General features: G+C 69.8%; 23 protein-coding genes. 10 read left to right on the top strand and 13 right to left on the bottom strand.

The genetic code is table 11. The features are described from left to right. Positions 1-16: 16 nt before the first annotated feature. From LZ199_RS21330 to LZ199_RS21320, 3 genes are read right to left on the bottom strand one after another with little or no spacing between them, the layout of a single operon-like run. A complete protein-coding gene (locus tag LZ199_RS21330; protein WP_163864032.1) occupies positions 17-295 on the bottom strand; it encodes an acyl carrier protein in 279 nt (92 codons plus the stop codon). Continuing rightward, positions 288-863 carry an isoprenylcysteine carboxyl methyltransferase family protein gene (locus LZ199_RS21325; RefSeq protein WP_253995569.1) on the bottom strand — a complete coding sequence of 192 codons (576 nt, stop codon included), beginning with the start codon at positions 861-863 and terminating at the stop codon, positions 288-290. The genes LZ199_RS21330 and LZ199_RS21325 overlap by 8 nt, the downstream gene beginning before the upstream one ends. After that, entirely contained in the window at positions 857-1,942 is a 1,086-nt protein-coding gene (locus LZ199_RS21320) for a type III polyketide synthase (RefSeq protein ID WP_253995568.1), read from the bottom strand. Before LZ199_RS21320 ends, LZ199_RS21325 begins: the two co-directional genes overlap by 7 nt. A 263-nt stretch (positions 1,943-2,205) precedes the next feature. Between LZ199_RS21320 and LZ199_RS21315 the strand changes: the two genes are divergently transcribed. Beyond that, positions 2,206-3,351: an energy transducer TonB gene (locus LZ199_RS21315; RefSeq protein ID WP_253995567.1), complete on the top strand. Its 1,146-nt coding sequence runs from the start codon at positions 2,206-2,208 to the stop codon at positions 3,349-3,351. Between the two features lie 86 nt (positions 3,352-3,437). Here the strand turns inward: LZ199_RS21315 and LZ199_RS21310 are convergent, their stop codons facing one another. Both LZ199_RS21310 and LZ199_RS21305 read right to left on the bottom strand, forming a co-directional pair. Further along, positions 3,438-4,964: an MXAN_6640 family putative metalloprotease gene (locus LZ199_RS21310; RefSeq protein WP_253995566.1), complete on the bottom strand. Its 1,527-nt coding sequence runs from the start codon at positions 4,962-4,964 to the stop codon at positions 3,438-3,440. Continuing rightward, positions 4,961-5,761 carry an HmuY family protein gene (locus tag LZ199_RS21305; protein WP_253995565.1) on the bottom strand — a complete coding sequence of 267 codons (801 nt, stop codon included), beginning with the start codon at positions 5,759-5,761 and terminating at the stop codon, positions 4,961-4,963. Before LZ199_RS21305 ends, LZ199_RS21310 begins: the two co-directional genes overlap by 4 nt. Before the next feature lie 116 nt (positions 5,762-5,877). Between LZ199_RS21305 and LZ199_RS21300 the strand changes: the two genes are divergently transcribed. Continuing rightward, positions 5,878-6,585, top strand: a complete 708-nt coding sequence (locus tag LZ199_RS21300) for a siderophore-interacting protein (protein ID WP_253995564.1) — start codon at positions 5,878-5,880, stop codon at positions 6,583-6,585. A 4-nt stretch (positions 6,586-6,589) separates the two neighbouring features. Here the strand turns inward: LZ199_RS21300 and glgC are convergent, their stop codons facing one another. After that, a complete protein-coding gene (gene glgC, locus LZ199_RS21295; protein ID WP_163864037.1) occupies positions 6,590-7,837 on the bottom strand; it encodes a glucose-1-phosphate adenylyltransferase in 1,248 nt (415 codons plus the stop codon). Positions 7,838-7,927: 90 nt separating this feature from the next. Beyond that, positions 7,928-8,347, bottom strand: coding sequence for a hypothetical protein (locus LZ199_RS21290; RefSeq protein WP_253995563.1), 420 nt, complete (start codon positions 8,345-8,347; stop codon positions 7,928-7,930). A gap of 148 nt (positions 8,348-8,495) precedes the next feature. Between LZ199_RS21290 and LZ199_RS21285 the strand changes: the two genes are divergently transcribed. The 3 genes from LZ199_RS21285 (at position 8,496) to LZ199_RS21275 (ending at position 11,670) form a co-directional block, all read left to right on the top strand. Beyond that, positions 8,496-10,370: a glycoside hydrolase family 2 protein gene (locus tag LZ199_RS21285; protein ID WP_253995562.1), complete on the top strand. Its 1,875-nt coding sequence runs from the start codon at positions 8,496-8,498 to the stop codon at positions 10,368-10,370. A gap of 54 nt (positions 10,371-10,424) precedes the next feature. Further along, the gene (bamE, locus tag LZ199_RS21280) at positions 10,425-10,772 is read left to right on the top strand and encodes an outer membrane protein assembly factor BamE domain-containing protein (protein WP_253995561.1); all 348 of its coding nucleotides are present in this window, start codon (positions 10,425-10,427) and stop codon (positions 10,770-10,772) included. Positions 10,773-11,118: 346 nt separating this feature from the next. Next, positions 11,119-11,670, top strand: a complete 552-nt coding sequence (locus LZ199_RS21275; protein ID WP_253995560.1) for a hypothetical protein — start codon at positions 11,119-11,121, stop codon at positions 11,668-11,670. A gap of 19 nt (positions 11,671-11,689) precedes the next feature. Here the strand turns inward: LZ199_RS21275 and LZ199_RS21270 are convergent, their stop codons facing one another. Further along, positions 11,690-13,054, bottom strand: a complete 1,365-nt coding sequence (locus LZ199_RS21270; RefSeq protein ID WP_253995559.1) for a hypothetical protein — start codon at positions 13,052-13,054, stop codon at positions 11,690-11,692. A 303-nt stretch (positions 13,055-13,357) separates the two neighbouring features. Here LZ199_RS21270 and nagA point away from each other — a divergent pair, with 303 nt between their 5' ends. Next, complete coding sequence (nagA, locus tag LZ199_RS21265) at positions 13,358-14,521, top strand: N-acetylglucosamine-6-phosphate deacetylase (protein WP_253995558.1); 1,164 nt, start codon at positions 13,358-13,360, stop codon at positions 14,519-14,521. A 207-nt stretch (positions 14,522-14,728) separates the two neighbouring features. Further along, positions 14,729-16,756, top strand: coding sequence for a glycosyl hydrolase family 18 protein (locus LZ199_RS21260; RefSeq protein ID WP_253995557.1), 2,028 nt, complete (start codon positions 14,729-14,731; stop codon positions 16,754-16,756). 149 nt (positions 16,757-16,905) lie between these two features. Here the strand turns inward: LZ199_RS21260 and modC are convergent, their stop codons facing one another. The 3 genes from modC to modA form a co-directional block, all read right to left on the bottom strand. Next, entirely contained in the window at positions 16,906-17,958 is a 1,053-nt protein-coding gene (gene modC / locus LZ199_RS21255; RefSeq protein ID WP_253995556.1) for a molybdenum ABC transporter ATP-binding protein, read from the bottom strand. Positions 17,959-18,034: 76 nt separating this feature from the next. After that, positions 18,035-18,712, bottom strand: coding sequence for a molybdate ABC transporter permease subunit (modB, locus tag LZ199_RS21250; RefSeq protein ID WP_253995555.1), 678 nt, complete (start codon positions 18,710-18,712; stop codon positions 18,035-18,037). Continuing rightward, the gene (modA, locus tag LZ199_RS21245; protein WP_253995554.1) at positions 18,709-19,470 is read right to left on the bottom strand and encodes a molybdate ABC transporter substrate-binding protein; all 762 of its coding nucleotides are present in this window, start codon (positions 19,468-19,470) and stop codon (positions 18,709-18,711) included. Before modA ends, modB begins: the two co-directional genes overlap by 4 nt. Before the next feature lie 118 nt (positions 19,471-19,588). Between modA and LZ199_RS21240 the strand changes: the two genes are divergently transcribed. Both LZ199_RS21240 and LZ199_RS21235 read left to right on the top strand, forming a co-directional pair. Then, positions 19,589-20,101, top strand: a complete 513-nt coding sequence (locus LZ199_RS21240) for a MarR family winged helix-turn-helix transcriptional regulator (protein WP_163864047.1) — start codon at positions 19,589-19,591, stop codon at positions 20,099-20,101. Between the two features lie 167 nt (positions 20,102-20,268). Further along, positions 20,269-21,810 carry a Do family serine endopeptidase gene (locus LZ199_RS21235; protein WP_253995553.1) on the top strand — a complete coding sequence of 514 codons (1,542 nt, stop codon included), beginning with the start codon at positions 20,269-20,271 and terminating at the stop codon, positions 21,808-21,810. Positions 21,811-21,849: 39 nt separating this feature from the next. On the opposite strand, the gene LZ199_RS21230 is transcribed toward LZ199_RS21235, so the two are convergent. Then, complete coding sequence (locus tag LZ199_RS21230; RefSeq protein ID WP_253995552.1) at positions 21,850-22,512, bottom strand: YdcF family protein; 663 nt, start codon at positions 22,510-22,512, stop codon at positions 21,850-21,852. 43 nt (positions 22,513-22,555) lie between these two features. After that, positions 22,556-23,908 carry an outer membrane protein assembly factor BamB family protein gene (locus LZ199_RS21225; protein WP_253995551.1) on the bottom strand — a complete coding sequence of 451 codons (1,353 nt, stop codon included), beginning with the start codon at positions 23,906-23,908 and terminating at the stop codon, positions 22,556-22,558. 190 nt (positions 23,909-24,098) lie between these two features. On the opposite strand from LZ199_RS21225, the gene LZ199_RS21220 reads away from it, so the two are divergent. Then, positions 24,099-24,482, top strand: coding sequence for a hypothetical protein (locus LZ199_RS21220; protein WP_253995550.1), 384 nt, complete (start codon positions 24,099-24,101; stop codon positions 24,480-24,482). Positions 24,483-24,544: the final 62 nt, after the last annotated feature.

Genomic DNA, 24,544 nt, shown 5'->3' with positions numbered 1-24,544 from the left:
GGCAGCGTGGGCCCCCTCACGAGCGGACCTCCGTGGGCGGGCGCGCCGTCGAGGCGACCCGGCGCACCACCAGCTTCGCCAGGTCCGACACCGTGCGCACCCCCTGCGCGTCCTCCTCCGACAGGCGGATGCGGAAGCGGTTCTCCAGCCCCACCGCCAGCACCGTCAGCCCCAGGCTGTCGAGCTGCAAATCCCTGACGAGGTCGTGCTGGGGCTCCACCACGCCCTTCCACTCCAGCTCATCGGCGGCGATGCGACGAATCTCCGCCACGACTTCCAGTTCGAGTTCAGCCACGGGGCACCTCGGGGAGGAAACGGGGACGGTGGGAGAAGGCGCGCGCGTACGCGTCCCCCAGCGCCGCCTCCTCCGCGCGGATGCGCACGGAGAGCAGCACCAGGTTCCCCACCGAGAAGAACACGGCCGTCCACCAGGCACCGTGGATGAGCGGCACGCTCGCCAGCTCCAGCACCACCGCGACGTAGTTGGGATGGCGCAGGAAGCGGTACGGCCCGCCCACCACCGGCGGCAGGTCCGGCACGACGATGATGCGCGAGTTCCAGCGCGGGCCCAGCGTGGTGATGGCCCAGTAGCGCAGCCCCTGCGCCGCCACCGCGCACCCCAGCGCCACCCAGCTCCACACCCCCAGGAAGGGCCGGTGCAGGAGCAACACCTCCGCCAGGCACGCCACCAGGAAGAGCGTGTGGAACACCACCATGAAGCGGTAGTGGGGCTGCCCCGTCTCCACCCCGCCCCGCGCGAAGGCCCAGTCGGCGTTGCGCTTGGAGAGCACCAGCTCCACCAGGCGCTCCACCCCGAGCAGGCCCATGTAGCCCAGGAAGACGGCCTGTGTGGCGGTCACCATCGCAAGAGCACCATCTCCGCGCAGAACCCAGGGCCCATGGCCATCATCAATCCGTACTCGCCGGGCTTCGCCGCCACCTGCTCCAGCGTCTCCCCCAACACGAACAACACCGAGGCCGACGACAGATTCCCCACTTCGCGCAAGGACGCCCAGGAGCGCGCCAGTGCGTCCTTGGGCAGCTCCAGCGCCTCCTCGAAGGACTCCAGCACCTTGGGCCCTCCCGTGTGCGCCACCCAGTGACGGATGTCACCGCGCTTCAACCCCTGCGTCGCGAGGAAGCCGTCCACGTTGCGCTGGATGTGGTCCTTCACCAGTTGGGGCACCTTCGCTGACAGGACGACCTTGAAGCCCGAGTCCACGACGTCCCAGCCCATGATGCGCTCGGAGTCCGGATAGAACACCGAGCGCGAGGCCACCACCCGGGGCCCCTTCGCGCCGGGAGCATCGGCGCCCCTGAGCACCGCGCAGGCCGCGCCGTCGCCGAAGAGGCCGGAGGCGATGATGTTGGGGATGGACAGGTCCTCGCGCTGCAGCGTCAGCGAGCACAGCTCCGCGGAGAGGACGAGCGCGGTGTGCGTGGGGAAGGCGCGCAGGTAGTCCGCCGCCCGCGCCATGCCCGCCGCGCCCGCGACGCAGCCGAGCCCGAAGATGGGCGTGCGCTTGAAGTCCTCTCGGAAGCGCAGCCGGTTGGCCAGCCGCGCCTCGATGCTGGGCGTGGCGATGCCCGTCACGGTGACGAAGAAGACGTGGTCCACGTCCTCCGGCGTCAGCGCCGCCCGCTCCAGCGCCTGTCGCACCACGACTTCACCGAGCGCCGTGGCCTCGCGAATCCAGGCGTCGTTGCGCTGCTGGAACGTCACGAGCGCCGGGTACGCGTCGATGGGCAGCGCCAGGTAGCGGCCTCCCACCTGCACGTTGCGGTGCAGGTCCTCCAGCCGCTCCAGGTTGAAGTGGCGTTTGGCCCACAGCTCCCGGAAGGCCGCGATGAGCTGTTCCTGCGAGGCATAATGTGGCGGGAGCGCCCGACCCACCGAACGAATGAAGGGCGCGCTGCTGTCCTGGCCGGATGCGCTGTGCATGAAGGTCTCGGGTCCGTGCGGCGGTCAGGACCCCACGCTTAGCTGGAACTCGGGACAGACGCGATATGGCTCGCGGGGACTTGAACGAGTCCTGACGCCGGGCGCCCCTCACACTGTCGCGCGGTCGACGGCGAACTCCCCCCTGGGCAGGAGGGGCTGGGACTCCCTGTCACACGTCGGACAGCGCTCGTACGACCCGCAACCTTGGACACGCCTTGGGCAAGGCTTCTCCGGGGGGCCAGGGGCCGCTAGCGTGCGCGCCGATGCGTCCTCTGCATGTCGTTCTCTGTTCCCTGCTGCTCGGGGCCACCGCCTGTGGCCACTCCTCCCGCGTTCCCTCGCTGCCCGCGAGCCACGGCCACCTGTCGCGCGCCATGGCGCGCTACCTGGACCCGATGGTCGAGCACGAAGAGGCTTTCAGGGGCGGGGCCGGCCCGCTCTATGACTCCGCGCCGACCGTCGTCGTGGAACCGGCCCAGGCTCGGGCCATCTTCGCCGAAGCGGTCCAGGTGCTCTCGGGCACGGCCACCGAGGAGCAGGTGAAGCAGGCCGCCCAGGACCTCAGCGCGGCCTGTGACGCGGAGCTGGAAGAGGCGTGCACGTACCAGCGCGAGCAGTACCAGCGCCCGACGAAGCTCGAAGGCAAGCCGCCCGAGATGACCCGGGAGGCCCTGCTCAGGAGAGCCATGGCCGTGGCGGTCGTCTCCTGTCGCCTCGGGACGGACGGTATCGTCCGGGACCTCCAGGTGCTGGAGGCCGCGCCCTATGGGCTCACGGAGGCCCTGCTCACCGCGCTGCGTGGGGCGAAGTACCAGCCGGCGATGCTGGCGGGACACCCCATCGAGATTCCGTACACCTTCCAGCTCAACGCGACGTTCAGCCACGTGGACCTCACCTCGCATCAGGAGCTGGAATGGGCTCGGGCCCGAGCGCGGAATTTCCCCGCCAGCCCGTCCGCCTGGGCGCACCTGGCGCGGGTGCTCGCGAGGGATTTGCCCGACGACCCCTGGTATGCGAACGCGCTGCGCTACCTGAACCTCACCTCGCCCACGTACTGGTGGGCCGCGACGGAGCTGGCGTGGCTGCATGCCAAGGCCGGCCGTTACGCGGAGGCGGAGCCGCTGGCGCGCATGGCACGAAGGTCCAAGCCCCAGAACCCCTACGTGCTGGAGACGGCGGCGCTGGTGGCCTTCCACCGGGGCCAGTGCAAACGGGCCGTGCTCGACCAGCAGCGCGCCGTCGCGAAGCTCCCGGCCGAGTGGCCCCAGGAGGAACAGGCGCGCTTCAAGAGCGCGCTGGCGGAGTACCAGCGCCAGTGCCCGCCGGACACGCCCGCGCCAGCAATCCCTCAGGCCCCCGCGGCCCCGGAGCCAGCGCCCCAGCAGGACACATCCACCCAGGGCTCCTGACTCGACTCAGGAGCGCACGCGGCATCGACCTCGCAGGGCGCAACGCTCGCGCCCCCGGCTCTGACGCCTTCGCCCAGGCAAGCCCTTCAGCGAGGCGAACGAGTCCGCGCGGCGTCGCGGCGCACCACGACAGCTCGTGGCGCCTGCTTCGGACGTGCACCGAGCACAAGCAACGCCAGCACCAGCGCAACCCAGCCCAGGCCGCTCGGCGCCGCGCTGCAGCCCCCGTCATCGTCCTCCGGGTCCTTGGGGCCGGGCGTCACGTCGACACATGGCGCGCCCGTCGCATCCGCCGTGAGGCAGAGCGTCCCGTAGCGGCCCACGCCCTCATGGCGGCCATCCACCACCGCGATGATGACCTGGCTCGCATCCGACGCATCCACCTTCGCGGACAGCGTGCCGGAGCCCTCCGCGCGCGACACGCGCAGCACCTGCGTGTCCGTCACCGCCGCCACCAGCAGGTGCAGCTTCGCGGGGTCCTCGCCGGCCCTGAGCGTGTACGTGGCCAGCACCTCCGCCGAACCGCCGGGCACCTCGAAGTAGCGCGTCGACGCGGTCGTCACCCGGACATCCGCCTCTTGCGAGGGCAGCGTCCTGGCCGACGGCGCCAGCCCGTCATACCCGCCCCCTCGCGCATAGCCCTGGTCGACGCGCGCCCGCGCGCCCGTGGAGAGGTTCCACTGCGAGAACTCGGTGAAGGCCGCGTCGAAGTCCGCGCCCCACTCGCGACGCAGCACCGTGTCCAGCAGGACGTACCAGGGCGCCGTCGGCGACACGAGGCTCTCCTGCCACAGCGCCAGGATGGCCCTGTCTCCAAAGCGCTCGCCCAGGTACTGGAAGAACACCCCCGCGCCATAGCTGAACGACGCGGCCGGCCCCGTCGGGTCCAACACGAGGCCACGATCCGTCCGGGAGAGATACGACGAGGAGAACTGCTCCAGGTCATCGAGCGACGCGTCGAAGCGCTCGCTGGCCCACACCGCCGACCCCTCCGACGCCACGCTGCCCAGACCCGGCCGGTAGGCCGCCTGCACCGCGTGGAAGAACTCGTGGCTGGCCAGGATGCTCACCGCGGCTTCGAACGAGGGGTAGTCGTACCCGGCGAAGTCGTTCTCCTGGAGCATGTGCCCCACGCACTTCCGGTCCTCTTCCTCGCACCCATCCAGCCGGAAGGCACCATCCGCCCGGCCCGCGAAGTCCACGAGGTACACGTCGAACAACCCATCGCCGCCGTTGTCCTCGCCCACCGCCGCATCGCTGCCCGGCAGGAGGAACCCCAGCCCGACATAGAAATCCGCGACGCGCTCGTAGGCCTGCCCGACGACCTCCGCCGCGTCGGGCACGCCATTGCCATCCGCGTCCGCCGGCGACACCGCGTTGAGCCCGACGCGCGAGAAGTGCACCCGGAAGCGCCCCTTCGGGGACACCACCGACTCCACCTGCTCGCCCGCGCCGAAGTTCGGCGGCATCGCCTGGGGTGAGGTGGGGCGCGCTCCCGCCTGCTGCCCCGCTCGCGCCTCGCCGAGCGGCTCGGGAAGCTCGTGCGGCGCCCGCGACATCTGCACGGGGCCACATCCCAGGGGAAGCAGCAGGAGCCACGCCCCCAGTCTCATGGCAGGAACGCCCACTTGATGCGGATGGAGCCCGAGCCGCTCGGCTGCGGCACCGAGTGCGTCTCGTTGCACACCTGCTGCGCGGAGGGCTCGTAGTACCCCGTCACCTCCAGCTTCACGTGACGGCCGTCCGCAAGGCGGACGATGAAGATGCGGCCCGTCATCTCCACGCAGCTCTGGTACGTCCAGAAGCCACCCAGCAGCGTCGCGGGGCCACCCAGACCGGAGTCGTCGGGGATGAGCGTGCAGGACGCGTCGAACCACGCCTCCGTCTTGAACTCCCCGGCGGCCGCGCTCTTCGACGTCACCGAGGCGAACGTCGTGCCCTCGGGCGTGTTCGCCACCGCGACGCAGGACGGACCGGACGTGCCGCTGTTGACGCGCATGGTGTAGCGACGCACCGCGATGTCCCAGTCCGTCGACGCGAGCGCCGCCTGGTCATGCACCTGCACCTGCGTCAGGCCCGTCGGCGTGAACCGCAGGTACGTATAGGACATCGTCGGCGTCAGGCCACCGGCGCGCGAGTCCACGAAGGTGTGGAACTCACCGGCCGTCGTCCCCTCCTCGCGAACCTCGCCCGTGGAGACCGTGGACAGCAGGCTCAGCCGGTCGATGGTCTGCTCGGTGCACGTCACCTGGCTCGCCTCACAGACCTGCGGCTCCGGCTCGGGCTCCACCTTCGGCTCGTCCTCGCCACAGCTCACCAGCAACGCCAGCGACATTCCCACGGCGACCAGGACCCACAGGCCCTGCTGTCCGGCGCGCTTCGGCAGCGCCTCCTCGGTATGGCTCATCATTCGTGTCTCCCTCTCCCTGGGCACACTGCCCACTCGACAGGCCGACAGGGTACTTGATAACGATTCTCATTTTCAATATTAAAGATTCTACACCACAACCCGAGACGGAGACCCCCATGCCGGAGATGCCCGCGGTCATCGCGAACACCTTGATGCCCTGGTTCGCGAAGCCCTCGCAGGTCTCCCGGGTGGAGGCGCTGGCGCCTCGGCTGCGGCGGGTGCGCTTCGAGGGAGAGTCCCTGCGTGGGGTGGCGTACGAGCCCGGGCACGAGGTGGAGTTCCGCGTCAGCCCGACGGCGTTCCGCCACTACACGCCGGCGATGGTGGACCCGGGGCACGGGGTGATGGAGGTGGTCTTCTATCTGCACGGCCAGGGGCCCGGCAGCGAGTGGGCCTCCGGGCTGAAGCCGGGAGACACCGCGGACATCCTCGGGCCCGGAGGGCGGCTGAGCGTGGACGAGGAGGCGGCCGCGCACCTGTTCCTGGGGGACGAGACGTGTCTGGGATTGTTCCAGGCGATGATTCGCTCGCTGCCTTCACCGCTGCGCATGCTGGGCGCCATCGAGGTGGAGTCGGGCGCGGAGGACTGGCTTACGCGCGTGGGCGTGCCCCTGACGGCCGTCCCGCGCGAGCCTGGAAAGCCGCGGGGCGAGGCGCTGCGCGCGTGGCTTTCGCGCAACGTGCTCGCGGGCGCGACATGCTACCTGGCCGGGCACGCGGGCTCCATCGTGATGCTCCGACAGGAGTTGCTGGAGCGGCACGGGTTCACGAAGCGCGCCCTGCGCAGCAAGGCCTACTGGGCGGACGGCAAGCGCGGGCTGTGAGGCCTCACTCGAAGCGGTAGCCCTTGGGCACCACGACGATGCCGCCTTCGGTGACGGTGAAGCCGCGCGCCTTGTCCGCCTCCAGGTCGAAGCCCACCTTCGTGTTGGGGGGCACGCGCACGCCCTTGTCGATGATGGCGTTCTTCACCTGCGCGTGGCGGCCGATGTCCACCTCGTCGAAGATGACCGAGCGCTGCACGCTGGCGTAGCTGTTCACGCGCGCGCGGCGGAAGAGGATGCTCTCGCGCACCACGCCGCCGGAGATGATGCAGCCGCCGGCCACCATGGAGTTGAGCGCGCGCCCCACCCTGTCACCAGACTCGTGGACGAACTTGGCGGGCGGGCTGTACTCGCTGGCGGTGCGCAGCGGCCACTCCGCGTTGAAGATGTCGAACTCCGGGTTGATGGACACCAGGTCCATGGACGCCTCGTGGTAGGCGTCCAGCGTCCCCACGTCGCGCCAATAGGTGTTGGGCCGCGTCTGCCCGGGGATGGGGTTCTTGGCGAAGTCGTACGTCTGGATGTGGTAGCCGTCGCGCAGCGCGCGCGGCAGCACGTCCTTGCCGAAGTCGTGCTGGGAGCCCTCCGTCTTGGCGTCCACCTCCAGCAGCTCCGCGAGCACCTTGCTGCGGAAGATGTAGTTGCCCATGCTGGCCAGCACGGTGTCGGGTCGGCCGGGGATGGGCTTGGGGTTCTTGGGCTTCTCCTGGAACTCCGTCACCCGGCCGCGCTCGTCCACCTGCATGACGCCGAAGCGGTGCGCGTCAGCGAGGGGCGTGGGGTACGCGGCGATGGTGATGTCCGCGCGCTGGTCCTCGTGCAGCTCCAGCATGTGCGCCACGTTCATCTTGTAGATGTGGTCGCCGGAGAAGATGGCCATGTGCTCGGGGCGGTGGTTCTCCACCAGATGCATGTTCTGGTAGATGGCGTCCGCGGTGCCCCGGTACCAGACGGGCCCCAGCTCCTCGTACAGGTACATCTGCGCGGGCACGAGGGTGATGAAGTAGTCCGACAGCAGCACCGAGCCGAAGCGCCAGCCGCGCTGGATGTGCTCCGTCAGCGACTGCGCCTTGAACTGCGTCAGGACGTAGATGGAGTAGATGCCGGAGTTGATGAAGTTGTTGAGCGCGAAGTCGATGATGCGGAACTTCGAGCCGAAGGGCACCGCTGGCTTCGAGCGCCGCTGCGTGAGCGGAGACAACCGAGTTCCCTGGCCTCCGGCCAGCACCATGCCGAGGATGCGCGTACCCATGCTGAGTTGTACCCCTCCGTGGCCCTCAGTATAGGGCGCAACGGAGGGATGTCCGTTTTCACGGCGCGCCCGACGCGAAGTCCTCGTGCGTCAACGCGTCGGGAATGAGGGCAGGTCCGACTCAGGTGGCTTCCCGCGAGCCAGGCGGGAGCGGCCGTTGAGCAGCGAGCCGCCCACCATGAGCGCGATGCCCCGGAGCAACAGCCAGCGCTCCGGGACGGGCTGCTCCCTCGCGCCCAGGATGACGGCGAAGCCCGCGAGGCTCAGTACGAAGGGGACAGGCCCCCTCTTCGGCACGCTCCGCAGCAGGAGCAGCAGGTGGAGCGCGGAGAGGGCCAGCAGCACCGGGAAGAGCCAGTCCAGGGCGGGCCCGCTCGCGAGCCCGACACCTCCGAGCAGGCTCGCCCAGGCGGCCCAGCACATGGCGCACTTGGGGAGGAAGGCCAGCAGGACACCCAGGAGCACGGCGAGGACCGGGTGGGGCTTCGCCTGGACACGCGGACTGGACATGGGCTCCCGGTTCGACAGGGATTGAACTCCCTGCCTAGCCTGCTCCTCTCACGGCGTGTGCCGAAGCCTGACGACGGACACGCTCCCACTCACGCGGAGCAAGATGATGCCGGGACGGTGGCTCAGACAGTGGTGCGGAGGGATGACCGTGATTGTCGGACTGGCGACGCAATCCCTCGCGAGTGCTCCTTCCCAGACACCCGCGCGGGTCGGCCCGGTGCTGGTCAACGTGGAGGCCCGCGCCGGGCAGGACTTGTCGGGTGCATGGCATTGGTCCGTGGACCCGTACCGGGATGGGCTCGCGGGCTTCCATGGCGCGGAGGCCGGGCCCGGGCACCGGCGCTACGACGACGTGGAGGTCGATGCCCTCACGCGCGCGAATCCCACGGCGCTCTACGAGTACGACATGCAGCGCTCGCCCGTGGTCCACCTGCCCGGCTCGTGGATGACCCACGACGAGACGATGCGCTACTACGACGGCCTTGTCTGGTATCAGCGGACGTTCACCGCGCCGAAGCTCGCCGGGCAGCGAGCGTTCCTGCGCTTCGGCGCCGCGGACTACGTGGCGCGCGTGTATTTGAATGGCAAGGCGGTGGGGACGCACGAGGGAGGCTTCACGCCCTTCGCGTTCGAGGTGACGTCGCTTTTGCGCGCGGGAGAGAACCAGGTGACGGTCGGCGTGGACTCCGTCCGCTCCGCCGACACCGTGCCGCCCACTGTCACGGACTGGGAGACCTATGGCGGCATCACCCGGCCCGTGCGGCTGGTGCTGACGCCCGCCACGTACATCGACGATGCGTGGGTGCGGCTGGGCGACGACGGCCGCCTGCGCGCGACGGTGCGACTCCAGGGCGCCAAGGCCAGTGGCTCCGAGGTGCGGGTGCACATTCCCGCGCTCGCGGTGACGCTGAAGGGACGCACGGGCGCGGAGGGGAGCTGGACGGGCGACGCGGTGGAGCCCTCGGTGCTGAAGCGCTGGAGTCCCGAGCAGCCCACGCGCTACGAGGTGGTGGTGGAGGCGGGCGAGGACCGGCTGGTGGACCGCATCGGCTTCCGGACGCTGGCCGTGAAGGGCCACGACATCCTGCTCAACGGCAAGCCCGTGTTCCTGCGCGGTATCAGTTTGCACGAGGAAGAGCTGGGCAAGCACCCCACGCGGGCCATGACTCCTGGCGCGGCGCGTGCGCTGCTTGGCGAGGTGAAGCACGGGCTCCACGGCAACTTCGTGCGGCTGGCCCACTATCCCCACGCGGAGGTGATGACGCGGATGGCGGATGAGATGGGGCTGCTTGTCTGGAGCGAGATTCCCGTCTACTGGCGCGTCAACTTCGCCCGGAGCGAGACGCTGGAGACGGCGCGGCGGATGCTCGCGGAGAACATCCTGAGGGACCGCAACCGCGCCTCCATCGCCTTCTGGAGCGTGGCCAACGAGACGCCCGTGAGCGACGCGCGCAATGCCTTCCTGGCACAGCTGGCGGCGGATGCCCGGGCGCTCGACGACACGCGGCTGGTGACGGCGGCGCTGCTCATCGACCGCGTCCAGGAGAAGGGGAAGTCGGTGATGGTGGTGAAGGACCCCCTGGTGAGCCACTTGGACGTCGCGGCGGTGAACACCTACAACGGCTGGTACTCCGATGACGCGCTGGCGGACCTGCCGGGCATCGGCTGGCGCAACGACACGGGCAAGCCGCTCATCTTCTCCGAGTTCGGCGCCGACGCGCAGGCGGGCTTCCACGAGCCCGGGCTGAAGCGGAAGTTCTCCGAGGAGTTCCAGGCCGAGTACCACCGGCAGACGCTCGCGATGAGCGAGAAGGTGCCCTCGCTGCGCGGCCTGTCGCCCTGGGTACTGAAGGATTTCCGCTCACCCCGGAGACAACATCCCGTCTACCAGCAGGGGTGGAATCGAAAGGGACTGCTCTCGGAGACGGGCCAGCGCAAGCAGGCCTTCGACGTCCTCGCGGAGCACTACCGCAAACTGGAGGCACGACAGGCACAGGCCGAACAGGCGCTCACCGCGCCCTGACGCTGAACCGGGATGTCTTGACCGAGGCCAGTGCCAATGAAATCAGGAAAAACAATGAAGACCATGCGTGGAGTCGTCGCGTTGCTCATCGTCGGCATCTCGACGCACATGCTATTGCTTGATGGGATGGATGGCTTGCTTTGGTCGCTGGTCTTTAGACCAAGCACACAGTTTGCACCTGGCTACTCAGCATTGGCCTTCAGGCGCGTCCACACGGGCATGGATCGAGATGAAGTCACAAAGCTTCTCGGAGAGCCCCTGGATAAGCAGGACTCGCCCACAAAAGGCTCCAAGTGGCGCTACTCAAAAAGCGCCACCGACTCTCACTACAACCTTCGAACAGTGGTGTTTTCGGCGAACGGCATCGTAACCAAGGTGCTTCACGAATATTATGTGGATTGATTCCCCACAAGAAAGGCGTCCAGTGGCTCCTAAGTATCCGCGCCTGTCTAATATGATTTGGGCACATCCGTGAGAACTGCTCAGGCGGACCTCTGGGGTTGATGGCCCTGCTGCAAAGCGAGCATGTGCCAATCTGATGGAGCAGCAGGGCTGGACCCTCTCACGCGACATCTACCTTGGCACTCACCGGGCCCCTGACCGCGCCTACGATGTCGCGGTCCGTGTGCAACACGCTGCACGCCTTGCACACGGGGCCGCATCGTCGCTCCTCGTGGCTTGATGGGGCACGAGGCTTGCTCTCCGCCCCACTCGTGGCCGGCCGGCGCCACGCGTGGGTACGGACTTCATGAACAGGCGTCTGGGTGGCTTCGTGGTGCTCGCTGCATTGTTCCTCACACCGGGTGTCGTCAGCGCGAAACCTCGTGCCTTCGACTTCTCCGGGGGCCAGCGCTCCGCGCGGCTGCGGGACACCCCGACCTCACAGCGCTTCTCCCTGCTGAAATCCCAGGGCGTCCGAGGACTCGACACCAGCACCAGCGACACCGTTAACTCGGACAACACCACCATCTCTCCCGTGGCCCTGGGCCTGGCCCTGGTCGTCACCGGAGGCGGACTCATCGGCGCCGCCTACCTATGCCTCGATGGCCATGACAACTGTGGGTACATGCTGCTCGTAGGCCCCTTGGCCGGGCTCGTGGTCCTTGCGACCTTTGGTTCCAGCGACACGCAGCCGACCTGCGACGAGTGGGACGAGGACTGCGCCGTCGAATCGGAATCGACCCGTCGGCCGCGCGCAGCCGCGAGGATGCCCAGGGGCCTCACGCTTCCCCTGGGCCTCGCGCCCACGCTGAACGTCGGCCAGGACAGGGCCTCCTTCGGACTCGGCGGTCACTTCTGACGCGAGGAGCCGCCGCGCGCTACTGGGGCCTCAGTCTCTGGATGGACTGCTTCGCGCTGAACGGCGTCGACGACGTATCGACGTCCACGTTGCCCGTGAGGGAGACCTCGCCCGTGGGGTGGTACGTCAGCTCCCACGCGGCGCCGTGGAAGGGCCCGAGCCCCGCGCCCCAGAGTCGACTTCCCGTCGGCGAGTAGAGCCCGAGGACGCCATCCGTGCCGCCGAACTGGACCTCGGGCGGCGGACACGTGGCGTCACACGCACCCAGCACCGCGACGCCCAGTGGCCCCGTGGAGACGTCCTTCAGCCAGCTCCCCACCAACGACATCCAGCGCTCCTCGCCAGTGAGCGAGTACACGGCGATGTTGCCGCGTCCCCAGATGCCGCCTTGGTAGTCCTGTCCCTTGAAGCGCATCGTCCCCGAGAAGCTGCCCACCGCGACGATGTCGTCACCGAGCGCGGCGACGGCGTAGAAGCCACCCGTGGCGCTGGGGTACTCGCGGAACCAGCGGTGCGGACCGTTCCGGGCGAACTTGGACACGAAGGCCACCCGGTCCTGCCCGCGGTTGAAGACATAGCGCCACCCCACGACGACGATGCCATCGTCCGAGGAGGTCTTCAGGTCCATGACCTCCACGCGGTCGCCCTTGCCACCAATCGCGCGGTCGAAGACGTAGTCACCATTCGCGTCGAACTTCGCGATGTAGCCCTGCCACCCTGGATTCTCCAGCAGCCACCGGACGCCACCGCCCACGTTGCAGTTCAGGCCCACCTGCCCTCCGAGCCACACCGCGCCCTGCGAGTCGACCGCGACAGCACGGATGCCCAGCTCGTCACACAGCGCGTGCCGCCAGAGCAGCGTCCCCGACGGAGAGAACTTCGCCACGAACGAGCGCTTGCCCAGCGCGCCATCGCCCAGGTCCATCGTCTCCGGCGCATGGCCCGCCATCAGGATGTTGTCGGCGGCATCCACCACCAGGTCCGGGAACGAATAGAAGTCCGACTCCGCCGGCTGGAGCTGCGCCACGGGCCACGCGAAGACCTTGCGCCAGAGTTCCTGCCCGGAGGGGCTCAGCTTGAGCAACTCCAGCGTGCGCTGGGAGTCGTTTCGCCAGTAGCTCGCCAGGGTGAGCACGTTGCCCGCACTGTCCCGTGCGATGCGCGAGGAGCGCGAGTTTCCGCGATAGATGAGGCCCGGGTCCAGCACCTGCCATGCGCGCACGCTCGGCGGTCCCACGGCCTCCTGGGAGGCCATGGGGCGACCCACGTCGTCTCCCCGCGTGTCGGGCATCACGCCGTCCTCGGGTTGCCCGCAGCCCGAGAGCACCACCCAGCCCAGCAGGACCGCGCCGAGCGCGACTGTCTTCGTTTGAAAACTCCGCATCAACTGACTCCTCTTCCATCCACGGGGGCACACGCCGGCGCTTGCTCAGCGAAGGCACACCACGGAGTTGTGAGGCACAAGCCGGGAAACAACCCCCGGGCCCGGGATTTACACGACGGGCTGTTCAATCCCAGGCGTCACCCGGCTCCACCCCGCCACCAGGCGAGCGGCCGTGCTGCCTATCAAGCGGACACCACGGGGCAGCTCGGGGTGGTATCCAGTGGGTTCGACCCGAGGAGGAGAGATGTCGGTGGACCCACACGAAGCCGAGCTCTTCGACCCGTGCACGATGGAGACCCCGAGATGACGCAGGTCTTGCTGGGCGCCCGCGTGTTCACCGGGGAGCGCATTCTCGACGGGCACGCGGTGGTGCTCGAAGGCGAGCGCATCGTCGCGGTGGTCCCTCGTCAGGATGCTCCCGTGGGCCTCACTCCGCGCACGCTGCCCTCGGACACCCTGCTCGTCCCGGGCTTCATCGACCTCCAGGTCAACGGCGCGGGCGGCGTCCTGTTCAACGAGTCTCCCACCGTCGACGCCGCGCTCTCCATCGCCGCGACGATGCGGCGCACGGGCACCACGGGCCTGCTCCCCACCTTCATCACCGATGCACCCGACCTCACCACCCGCGCCTGCGAGGCCGCATCCGAGGCCATGGCCCGTCCCGGTGGCGGGGTGCTCGGCATCCACCTGGAGGGCCCCTTCATCAGCCCCGAGCGCCCCGGCGTCCACGCGTCGCGCTACATCCGCCAGCCGGAGCCGAGCGACCTCGAGTCCCTCACCGCGCTCGCGGCACACCTGTCCCGCGCGGGCGGACGACTGTTGGTAACGCTGGCACCGGAGCGCGTGGAGGACTCTTTCCTGCGACGTCTCTGTGACGCCGGAGCCGTGCTGTTCGCGGGCCACACCACGGCGAGCTACGAGCGCGCCATGGAGTCCGTCGCGGCAGGCGTGCGCGGCTTCACGCACCTGTTCAACGCGATGCCCCCGGTGCTGGGCCGCCAACCCGGCCCCGTGCAGGCGGGCTTCAGCGCGGACGAAGCGTGGTGCAGCGTCATCGTCGACGGCCACCACGTCCACCCCGCGAACCTTCGCCAGCTCCTGAAGGCCAAGCCCCCCGGCAAAGTGCTTCTCGTCACGGACGCGATGCCACCCGTGGGAACCCACGAGTCCACCTTCACATTGTATGGCCTCACCATCCTGCGCCGGGACGGCCGGCTCGTGACGGAGGACGGAACGCTGGCGGGCGCGGACATCGACATGTCAGCGGCGGTGCGCAACTGCATCCACCTGCTGGGCCTTCCTCTGGAGGAAGCGCTGCGCATGGCGTCCCTCCATCCCGCCCAGGCGCTCGGATTGGAAGGGCGACTGGGCAGGCTCGCCACCGGCTGCCGAGCGGACCTCACCCTGCTGCGCGAGGACCTCACCGTGCAGGCCACGTGGGTCTGTGGAAACGAACAGTGGCACTGAGGCCATGACAGGCATCGCTTCCGGTGAGCGCGTGTTCTTCCATCCCCACCGTCCACCGCAAAGCCTCACACCGGGTGCTCCTTTAAATGCTGCGAGGCATTAACCCGGAAAATTGGGTCCAAGCCTCCTTCCTCGAAACGGGTTCCCGAGCCGACCACGCATGGACGACGCGCGGTGCGCCCTGGGCTCGAACCGAGGAGAGCAAGCATGCGTCGCAGCAAGTGGTTCATTGGACTGATGGTGACAGCTCTGTCCGCTGGCGGTTGCGGACAGGACGTTTCCTCCTCGCAGGGTGAGGGCCCTGGCAGCGTGATGAAGGCCCCGCTCGCCACGGAGTGGGCGGTGGGCGTCGCCTATTCGGTGGGCACGCAGGTCACCTACGGCGGTCGGCTCTACCAGTGCCGTCAGGCCCACACGTCGCAAGCGGACTGGACGCCTCCGGCCGTCGCGTCCCTGTGGCTGGACCTGGGGCCCGCGGGTGGCGGAGACACCACCGCCCCCGCCGTCACGCTCAATGCCAGCACCACGCGCATCACCGCGCCGGGCTCGCTCACGCTGACGGCCACGGCCACGGACAACGTGGGCGTATCCCGCGTGGAGCTCCTGGAGAACGGCGTCGTCGTCTCCACGGGCAACAGCTTCACGCGCAGCTTCTCCGGCTCCGCGCAGAACGGCACGTACAACTACATCTTCCGGGCCTTCGACGCGGCCGGCAATGTGGGGACCCGCGAGGTCCCCGTCACGGTGGCCATCACCATCCCCGGTGACACCACCGCGCCCACCGTCACGCTCACCGCCAGCGCCACGAACATCACCGCCGCGGGCTCCGTCACGCTGACGGCCACCGCCTCGGACAACGTGGGTGTGACGCGGGTGGAGCTCCTGGAGAACGGCACCGTCGTCTCCACGGGCAACAGCTTCACGCGCAGCTTCTCCAGCGCCGCGCAGAACGGCTCCTACAACTACATCTTCCGGGCCTTCGACGCGGCCGGCAACGTGGGGACTCGCGAGGTCCCCGTCACGGTGGCCATTCCCGGTGGCAACACGAGCAAGCGCATCGTGGGGTACTTCACCCAGTGGGGCATCTACGGCCGCAACTACCAGGTCTCCAATATCCCCGCCGCCAAGCTGACGCACATCAACTACGCGTTCTCCAACATCTCCGCGGATGGCAAGTGCGTCCTCGGTGACGTGTTCGCGGACATCGACAAGGGCGGCGGCTGGTCGGGCGAGTGGGACCCGGGACAGCTGCGCGGCAACTTCCGCGCCTTCAAGGAGCTGAAGCGGACGCAGACGCACCTCAAGGTCCTCATCTCCGTCGGTGGCTGGACGTGGTCGAAGTACTTCTCGCAGGTGGCGTCCACGGCCGCGTCCCGCACGGCGTTCGTGAAGTCCTGCGTCGACATGTTCATCAAGGGCCAGTACCCCGGCGTGGACGCGGCGAATGGCGTCGGCGTCTTCGACGGCATCGACATCGACTGGGAGTACCCGGTGGGCGGCGGCCTGCCCGGCAACACCAACAACCCGGCGGACAAGCAGAACTACACGGCGCTGATGGCGGAGTTCCGCAGCCAGCTCAACGCGGTGACGGCGCAGACGGGCAAGCCGTACCTGCTCACCATCGCCACGGGCGCGTCGCCCGCCCTGCTCGCGAACCAGCAGGAGACGAAGAACCTGTCCAACATCCTCGATTGGATCAACGTGATGAGCTACGACTATCACGGCTCCTTCGAGAGCACGGTCAACTTCCACTCGGCGCTCAACCGCGTGACGAATGACCCGGGCGCGAGCGCGGGCTTCTACACGGATGGCTCGGTGGCGAAGATGCTCGAGCTGGGCGTCGCGCCGAACAAGATTGTCGTCGGCGTTCCGTTCTACGGCCGTGGCTGGGGCGGCGTGCCGAACGTGAACAACGGCCTGTTCCAGAATGGCGTACCCACGCGCGGCACCTGGGATGATGGCCAGTCCGGACTGACGGGCGTGTTCGACTACAAGGACGTGAAGGCCAACTACGAGCGCGCGGGCTCCGGGTACTCCAAGTTCACCCACCCCGAGGCGAAGCAGGCCTACGTCTACAGCCCGTCCACCCAGGTGTGGATTGCGTATGACGACCCGCAGACGCTGCACGCGAAGTCGGACTACATCCTGAGCAAGAACCTGGGCGGCGCGATGTTCTGGGAGCTGAGCGGCGACGATGGCTCACTCCTCGACGTCCTCTACCAGCGTCTGCACTGAGCACGCCGGACTGAGGTGACTGCCCACTTCCAGGAAGCGAGATACCCCGTCGGTGTCTCGTCTCCCGGGGGTGGGCAGGTCGTGGATGGCGGGCCCGAGCCATGCGAGCACCTCGGCGGGCCTGCCGCGAACAGCCGAGCACTCACCGCTCACCGCAACCGACGACACGCGGCGGTCTTCACCGCCAGGTGCACGCGGACTCCTGGGGCCACCTTCAGCTCACGCACCGAGGCCTCGGTGAGTCGCACCACCCAGCGCACGCCTTCGACCTCTACCGTGGCCGCGGCCTCCCCTGCCCCCGCGCCCTCCACGCCCACCACGTTGCCCGCCAGCACGTTGCGTGCGGACACGCCCGACAGCGGTCCCATGGACAACAGGATGTCCTCGGCCGGCACCGCGTAGGCCGCGCGTGTGCCTGATGGCAGCTCCGGTGCGTCGGGGACCCAGAGCGACAGGCCCTCCGTCACGCGCAGCCGGGTGGCACCCTCGGACGGCCGCTCCAGCACGCCTTCGAGGATGTTCTCCTCACCTTCGGCTTCCGAGGCCAGCAGCCCGCGCGCGGAGGCACCCAGCACCTCGGACGCGGGCCCCGCCGCGCGCACGCGCCCGTCCTCCAGCAGCAGGGCTTCCTTCGCCAGCACCCGCGCCTCACCGAGTTGGTGCGTCACGTACAGCATCGGCACGCGCGCTTCGTCCCGCACGCGCAAGAGGTACGGCAGCACGCGCTCCTTCAGCGTCACGTCCAGCGCGGCCAGCGGCTCGTCGAGCAACAGCAGCGCCGGGTCCGTGGCCAGCGCTCGCGCCAATGCCACGCGCTGCTTCTCTCCTCCCGACAGCGTGGCCGGGTAGCGGTGCAGCATGGGCCCCAGTTCGAGCAGCGCCACCGCTTCGTCGACGCGCGACGCCCTGCCCAAGCGCGCGCCATAGCGCACGTTCTGTTCCGCCGTGAGGTGGGGAAAGAGCAGCGCGTCCTGCGGCACGTACCCCATGCGCCGAGCCTCCGGCGCCAGGTCCACGCGCGCCGAGCTGTCCAACAACACGCGGCCTCCCACCACGACTCGCCCGCGCGCGCCGCGTCGAAGCCCCGCGAGCACCTCCAGCAGCGACGTCTTCCCGGAGCCCGAACGGCCCATCACCGCCACCGACGCGCCCTCCAGCCGCACGTCCACCTCCAGCGCGAAGCGCGCCAGCGGCAAGCGCACGGACAACTCCAGGCTCAAGCGCGCACCCGCCATCCCCGCCAACGCGTCAGCCCCAAGCTCACGGACAGCTCCAGGCTCAAGCGCGCACCCGCCGTCCCCGCCAGCGCGTCAGTCCTTCCGTGGCGTACACCGCCACGAAGGCCAGCAGCGCCGCGATGCCCGCCAGTTGGAGCGCTCGCGCGTCCTGTCCCAGCTGCGTGTGCTGGAAGATGGCGAGCGACAGCGTTTGCGTGCGCCCCGGGATGTTCCCCGCCACGAGCACCGTCGCGCCGAACTCGCCCAGGGCGCGGGAGAACGCGAGCAGCGCGCCCACCGCCACTCCGCGCCACGCCAGGGGCAGCGTCACCCGGAAGAACGCTCGCGCTCGCGAGTCCCCCAGCGTGCGCGCCACCGCCACCAGCCTCGGGTCCACCTCCTCGAAGCCCGAGCGCGCGGAGCGCACCAACAAGGGAAAGGCCATCACCGCGCTGGCCAGCACCACCGCTCCGGGCGTGAAGACCACCTCCACGCCCACCGCATCCAGCATCCGCCCCAGCGGACCATTGCGGCCGAGCAGCTCCAGCAGCACCAGGCCCACCGCCGTCGGCGGCAGCACCAGCGGCAGCGCGAGCACCGTGTCCACGAAGCCCCGTCCCGGGCCCCGCCAGCGCGCCAGCGCGTACGCCGCCGCGACACCGGGCGGAAGGATGAGGAGCGTGGCCACCACCGCCACCTTCACCGTGAACAGCACCAGCCCCGTCGTGTCGTCGGTCACTTCGCGGACTTTCCACCATCCGGCGCGAGCACGACGAAGCCATGTCGCCGGAAGGCCGCGCGCGCGGGCTCCGTCTGCAGGAAGCGCACGAAGGCCTTCCCCACCTCGGGTGCCTTGCCCTTCGTCAGCGCCGCCACCGGGTAGACGATGTGGGGCGCGTCCGCCTGGGGCACCTCGAAGGCCACCTTCACCTTCTTCGACTGCGCCGCGTCTGTCGCATACACCACACCCGCGTCCACGCGGCCCGCCTCCACCGCCGACAGCGCGGCCCGCACATCCAGTGCTGGCACGACGTGGGACTCCACGTCCTTCCACAGCCCCACCTTCTCCAACCACGCCTTCGCGTACACCCCCGCGGGGACGATGGCCGGGTCCGCCAACACCAACCGCTTCAGTCCCTTCAGCGACTCGGGCCCGGCGAGCTTCCGCTTCGAGTCCACCGGCACCACCACCACCAACCGGTTGGACAGCAGGTCGGCGCGAGTCCCGGGTTGCACCAGACCCGCTTGCTGGACGGCCTCCATCCGCGCCACGTCCGCCGAGAGGAAGGCATCCGCGGGAGCCCCCGCAATCGCCTGACGCGCCAGGTCTCCGGACGACCCCAGCGCCACCACCACCGAATGGCCGGTGGCCGCCGTGAAGGCCGGACGCAATTCCTGCAGCACGTCCGTGGTGCTGGCGGCGGCGAAGACGAGCCCTTCTTCCGCGCTCGCGAGCCCCGCCACGAGCATCAGGGACAGCACGCACAGCCTGGACATGGTACGCACTCCTGGACGCTCCTCTTGCTCCCCCCAACGGGGAGCGCATTGTCCGCACGGCTGCCCACGCCGTGACAACGGGTTGACCCGTGGGGCCCTGCCCGCTAAGCCATACTCCGTGTCACGGAATATCCACCCTAAAGAGGATGAGGACATCTCGGCGGACGTGCTGAAGCTCCAGCAGCTTCTGCTCGCGCTGGGCCGGCGCCGTTCGCTCCGTGACCCCATCGCCAGCACCTGCGAGCAGCTCCAGTTCACGGCCCCGCAGGTGCATGCGCTGCTCTGGCTTGGCCAGGATGGCTCGCTCACGATGGGCGAGCTTGCTCGCCGACTGGGCGTCACCGAGAAGACCGTCACCGGGCTCGTCGACCGGCTGGAGCGCGAGGGCCACCTGCAGCGCGAGCGCAGCGCGGCCGACCGTCGCGTGGTCCGCTGTCGCCTCACGCCCGAGGGAATGCAGACCTACCAGCGGCTCGAGCGCTTCATGACCCAGGGCATGGGCCAGCTGCTCTCCATCCTCGACGGCGTGGACCGCAAGGCGCTCTTCCGCATCCTGGAGAAGCTGCTGCGCCGCATCGACACGCTGGGGCCTCCGAGCGCCGCGACGACGGCCCGCGAGCGCTCGGCCTGAAGCCCGTGGAGCGGGCGAGCAAGGCCCGCTTCCTCGTGCCTTCTCTCCCGAGGCGCCCCACCTCAAGTGACACGCGGCGTCCTTCCGTGCCCGGCGAGGCCCGGCGCATCCGATGGACGACTTTCCGCACCATGGCAACGCGGCGTTGATGCGAGGGGAGGAACGCGATGAAGGCAAGCAGACGCGCGGTGGCCGTGGGCCTGGTCCTGACGCTCTCGGGCTGCCGCCGCGGGCAGGATGAAGCACAGCCCGCCCCCTCCGCCCAGCAGGAGCCCGCCGCCGCGCCTTCGCCCGAGGTGGCCCCGGACAGCGCGGCCCCCGCGAAGCAGCCGATGCCGCCGGACATGCGCGGGGCGCTCGCGTCCATCGCGCCGCTGGTGGAGTCGGTGAAGTCCGCCGTCGTCAACGTGGAGGTGCGCGAGGCCGCCCCCGCGCGTCGCTCGCGTTCGGGCTCTCCGTGGAATGGAGATGGGCGGCGCTCTCCGTTCGGCGGAGGCATGCCAGGCATGCCCTTTGGTTCTCCCTTCGAGGATCCGCGTGAGGAGGGCCCGCGCCAGGGCCTGGGCTCCGGCTTCGTCATCGACGCCCGGGGGTTGGTGCTCACCAACAACCACGTGGTGGCGGATGCCACGGAGATACGCGTTCAGTTCCCCGACGGGCGAGAGCTGGACGCGAAGGTGCTGGGGACGGACCCGCTCACGGACGTGGCGGTGCTCCAGTTGCAGGGCAACTTGAAGGGGCTTCCGGTGGTGAAGCTGGGAGACTCGGACGCGCTGCGCGTGGGCGACTGGGTGGTGGCCATCGGCAATCCCTTCGGGCTCGCCTCCAGCGTCAGCCTGGGCATCCTCTCCGCCAAGGCTCGCGACATCCAGGTGGGGCCGTTCGACGACTTCCTCCAGACGGACGCCGCCATCAACCCGGGCAACTCCGGCGGGCCGCTGTTCAACCTCCACGGTGAGGTGGTGGGCATCAACACCGCCATCATCGGCCAGGGCTCCGGCATCGGCTTCGCCGTGCCCAGCTCGCTCGTGAAGGAGCTCTTGCCGCAGTTGGAGAAGGCGGGCGCCGTCACGCGGGGCTGGCTGGGCGTCGCCGTGCAGGACTTGACGCCGGACCTGGGCGGCGCGCTGGGCGTGGCCAATGGCGAGGGCGCCATCGTCACCGAGGTGAACGAGGGCACGCCGGCCGCCGAGGCGGGCCTGAAGCCGGATGACATCATCGTCGCGGCGGGAGGGCGCCCCATCGCCTCGGGTCGCGCGCTCACGCGCACGGTGGCGCTCAAGGCGCCGGGCTCCGAGCTGCCGCTCACCGTCTATCGCGAGGGGAAGAAGACGGAGCTGAAGGCGAAGCTGGGCACGCGGCCGGACCTGGAGGGCGTGGCCGCTCGCAAGCCGCCGGAGGAGCACGCGGAGCCGCCGCATCAGCGCGTGGGCCTGAGCCTGTCGGACATGGACCCGAGGCTCTCACGGGCGCAGGAGCTGCCCCGCGCGGGCGCGCTGGTGACGGACGTGGTGCCGGGCTCCAGCGCCGAGCGCTCCGGGCTGGTGCCGGGCATGGTGGTGGTGGAGGCGGGCGGGCAGCCGGTGCGCCGCGCGACGGACCTGGCGCGCGTGCTGAAGGAGTCCCCGCCGGGCGAACCCGTGCTGCTGCGCGTGGCCGTGCCCGGAGGTCGGCGCGAGCTGCGCGCGCTCACTGCTCCAGAGTCGTGACGACGTCCACGTGGCGCGACCAAGGGACGCGGCCCGCGCTCAGGGGGACGGAGCCGCTCCGTCAGGCCCCGCGTCCCCAGGCGCGCGGGCCCACAACACACGCGGATTCAGCAACAGCGCGATGGCCTCGCGCACCGTCCAGTAGCAACGGTCCACCCAGTGCAGGTTGCGCTCGGTCTCCAGCGCGGGGCTGGTGCTCACCTCGAAGCCATTGAGCCGGAAGTACTGTCGCGCGCGCAGCAGGTGATACGGGTCGGAGACCACCACCACGCGCCTCGCGCCCAAGTCACGCAGCAGCTTCGCCGTCAGTCGCGCGTTGTCCTCCGTCGAGTGGCTCTCCTCCTCCAGCACGCACGCCTCCTCGGGGACGCCCAACCGCATCGCGAGCGCGAGCATCGCCCGCGCCTCCGAGGGTGGATGCACGCCCACGCCTCCCGAGAAGACGAGCCTGGGCGCCACGCCCCGTCGGTACAGCTCCACCGCCTTCTCCGTGCGCGCCCGCAACGCGCCGGATGGGACACCTCCCGCCAGCACGCGCGCGCCCAGCACCACCACGGCGTCGGAGGGCTCCACGCGCTCGCGCTGCCCGAAGCGGTCCACCGCCCACGCCAGGCCGAACACGCCGCACGTCACCACGCCCACGGACACCACGAGGAGTCGACGCGCGCGTCCGGGCCGCGCCCTCAGCGAAGTTGGAGGCACGTGCCCCACGTTACCCGCGAGCCGCCCCCTTCGCCGATTTTCCTCAAGGCTCGAAGCCTCCGAGGAACAGCTCCTGCCCACCACCCTCGGGCTCGCTCAGCCGCCCCGTCCCGAAATCCATCGCGGAGAGCCGCGCGCCCAGGAGCGCACTCGCGCCCTTCCTCGACGACGAGACGAAGAGGCGCTCCACGGAGGACCCTCCGTCCCCCGACTGCGCCATCGGAAAGCCCCGAGCCCAGCGCAACGCGCCTTCCACACGGTCCAGCTTCACCAGGAAGAGGTTGAGCGCGCCGCCCGGCGCGCCGACCACGGGCCCCGTGCCCAAATCGTCACCGTGCGCATAGCGGCCCACGACGGTGACGCCGTCGTCCTCGTCCGTCGCGAGGTCCAGGCCCTCGAAGCCGAAGGTCCGCAGCCAGCGCGGAGTGCCCTCCCGGTCGAACGCGGCCACGAAGGCCTTGCTGCCCCCGGGCTCCACTACGTGCGTCTGCTCTCCGAAGGTGAGCGACGCGGAGAACGCACCCGTCATCACCACTCGGTTGCCATGCACCGCCACCCCGGCGGCCCCACCGGCTCCCGTGTCGAGCCGCTGCTCCCACTGCAACCGCCCGCGAGCGTCCAGCTTGACGAGGAACGGCTGCGAGTCGAGCGTCACCGGCGAGCGCGGCGGGTGCAGCAACCCCGTGACGTAGAGGTGGCCCTCCGGGTCCGCCGCCACGCCCGAGGCTTCTCCAGGCTCCTCGTGCGCATACGTCCACAGGTAGCCGCCCTTCGCGTCCACCTTCACCAGCGCGGGGACTCCGCCGACCTTCGCGTCGGGCAGCGTGCCCGCCAGCACCACGTTGCCCAGCAGGTCCGCCTCCACGCGCCGAAGGACGAAGTCGGGCGAGACGCCGAGCGCCCCCAGACTCCGCGCCCAGAGGAAGTCTCCATCCCGCCCCAGCTTGAGCAGGAAGCGCCCCGCCGGCAGTGGCCCTGCGCCCAGGTCCGCGCCCTCCGGATTGCGACCCGCGACGAAGACGTGCCCACGCGAGCTGACGGTGACGGCCTCCGCGGAGCCCGGCAGGGAGCTGGACCACATCCGCTCGCCGCCCGTGCCGTACTTCGCCACCCCGAACCGCTGGGACACGGGAGTCCCGGAGCCCGGCACCAGCAGCGGCCCGAAGAGGTCCGCCACCGCGTCCTCCGAGTTCAGCGCCAGCACCACGTTGCCGTGCGAGTCATGCGCGAGCCCCGCGGCGCGCTCCCGCCCCGCGCCGGCCAGCGAGCGCAGCCAGCGCGTCCTCCCCGTCAGCGGCTTCTTCTCCTTCAAGGGGCTCGCGGCGGCGGGCGGCGCCTCCACGGTGGGACTCGGAGTCACCACCTCCGGCCGCTCGCAGGCCACGGCCAGCCACATCAACGCCCAGCAGGCTCCCCAACCCCGTGCCCCATGAGACATCGCGTCGTGCCCCCACCGCCCCATGGAATCTCGAGGAAGCGACGGCAGGGTGGGGATGCGACAGGGCGAGCGCGAGGTGCCCTCGAGTCCGAGAAGATGGCACGCCGCTGGACGGCGAGCCCATGCGTGGGCTCCAATCCGCCGGGTGATGACCCAGGACGAAGTGACGAAGGTGCTGGCCGACGTGGAGTTGGTGCCGTGCGCGGAGATGGCGCTGGCGGACGCTCGGCGGCTGGTGGAGGCCTGTCTGGAGGCGGACGTCCCCGCGCTGGTACACCGCGAGGCGTGCGCGAAGCCCGGGTGCAGCCCGAAGTTCCAGGTGCTGGTACGTCCCGAGGACGGCGTGCGCGTGGCGACGCTGCTCCAGCAACGTTGGATGGACAGCATCCAGCGCGAAGGCGTGCTGGCGGACGGCGCCTCGCCCTTCGTGCTGCCCTCGACGGAGGACGGTGAGCCGCCCTGCCCCGCCTGCGGCACCGTGGCGCCCCTGGTCGCGGGCGCCTGCGCCGACTGCGGCCTTCAGCTCGAATAGCAGGCAGGCGTCGTCTGCACCCGACGCTGTCGCACCCTATCCTTCCCGGGGAAGCCGGGACG

This window comes from Myxococcus qinghaiensis, from assembly GCF_024198215.1.
GTDB lineage: Bacteria > Myxococcota > Myxococcia > Myxococcales > Myxococcaceae > Myxococcus > Myxococcus qinghaiensis.
Note: the sequence above shows the minus strand (reverse complement) of the source record. Positions and strands in the feature narration are given on the sequence as shown.

Coding starts and splice junctions, on each gene's coding strand:
- LZ199_RS21325 (WP_253995569.1), bottom strand. CDS start 863: ATGGTGACCGCCACACAGGCCGTCTTCCTGGGCTACATGGGCCTGCTC.
- LZ199_RS21320 (WP_253995568.1), bottom strand. CDS start 1,942: ATGCACAGCGCATCCGGCCAGGACAGCAGCGCGCCCTTCATTCGTTCG.
- LZ199_RS21315 (WP_253995567.1), top strand. CDS start 2,206: ATGCGTCCTCTGCATGTCGTTCTCTGTTCCCTGCTGCTCGGGGCCACC.
- LZ199_RS21310 (WP_253995566.1), bottom strand. CDS start 4,964: ATGAGACTGGGGGCGTGGCTCCTGCTGCTTCCCCTGGGATGTGGCCCC.
- LZ199_RS21305 (WP_253995565.1), bottom strand. CDS start 5,761: ATGATGAGCCATACCGAGGAGGCGCTGCCGAAGCGCGCCGGACAGCAG.
- LZ199_RS21300 (WP_253995564.1), top strand. CDS start 5,878: ATGCCGGAGATGCCCGCGGTCATCGCGAACACCTTGATGCCCTGGTTC.
- glgC (WP_163864037.1), bottom strand. CDS start 7,837: ATGGGTACGCGCATCCTCGGCATGGTGCTGGCCGGAGGCCAGGGAACT.
- LZ199_RS21290 (WP_253995563.1), bottom strand. CDS start 8,347: ATGTCCAGTCCGCGTGTCCAGGCGAAGCCCCACCCGGTCCTCGCCGTG.
- bamE (WP_253995561.1), top strand. CDS start 10,425: ATGAAGACCATGCGTGGAGTCGTCGCGTTGCTCATCGTCGGCATCTCG.
- LZ199_RS21275 (WP_253995560.1), top strand. CDS start 11,119: ATGAACAGGCGTCTGGGTGGCTTCGTGGTGCTCGCTGCATTGTTCCTC.
- LZ199_RS21270 (WP_253995559.1), bottom strand. CDS start 13,054: ATGCGGAGTTTTCAAACGAAGACAGTCGCGCTCGGCGCGGTCCTGCTG.
- nagA (WP_253995558.1), top strand. CDS start 13,358: ATGACGCAGGTCTTGCTGGGCGCCCGCGTGTTCACCGGGGAGCGCATT.
- LZ199_RS21260 (WP_253995557.1), top strand. CDS start 14,729: ATGCGTCGCAGCAAGTGGTTCATTGGACTGATGGTGACAGCTCTGTCC.
- modA (WP_253995554.1), bottom strand. CDS start 19,470: ATGTCCAGGCTGTGCGTGCTGTCCCTGATGCTCGTGGCGGGGCTCGCG.
- LZ199_RS21235 (WP_253995553.1), top strand. CDS start 20,269: ATGAAGGCAAGCAGACGCGCGGTGGCCGTGGGCCTGGTCCTGACGCTC.
- LZ199_RS21225 (WP_253995551.1), bottom strand. CDS start 23,908: ATGTGGCTGGCCGTGGCCTGCGAGCGGCCGGAGGTGGTGACTCCGAGT.
- LZ199_RS21220 (WP_253995550.1), top strand. CDS start 24,099: ATGACCCAGGACGAAGTGACGAAGGTGCTGGCCGACGTGGAGTTGGTG.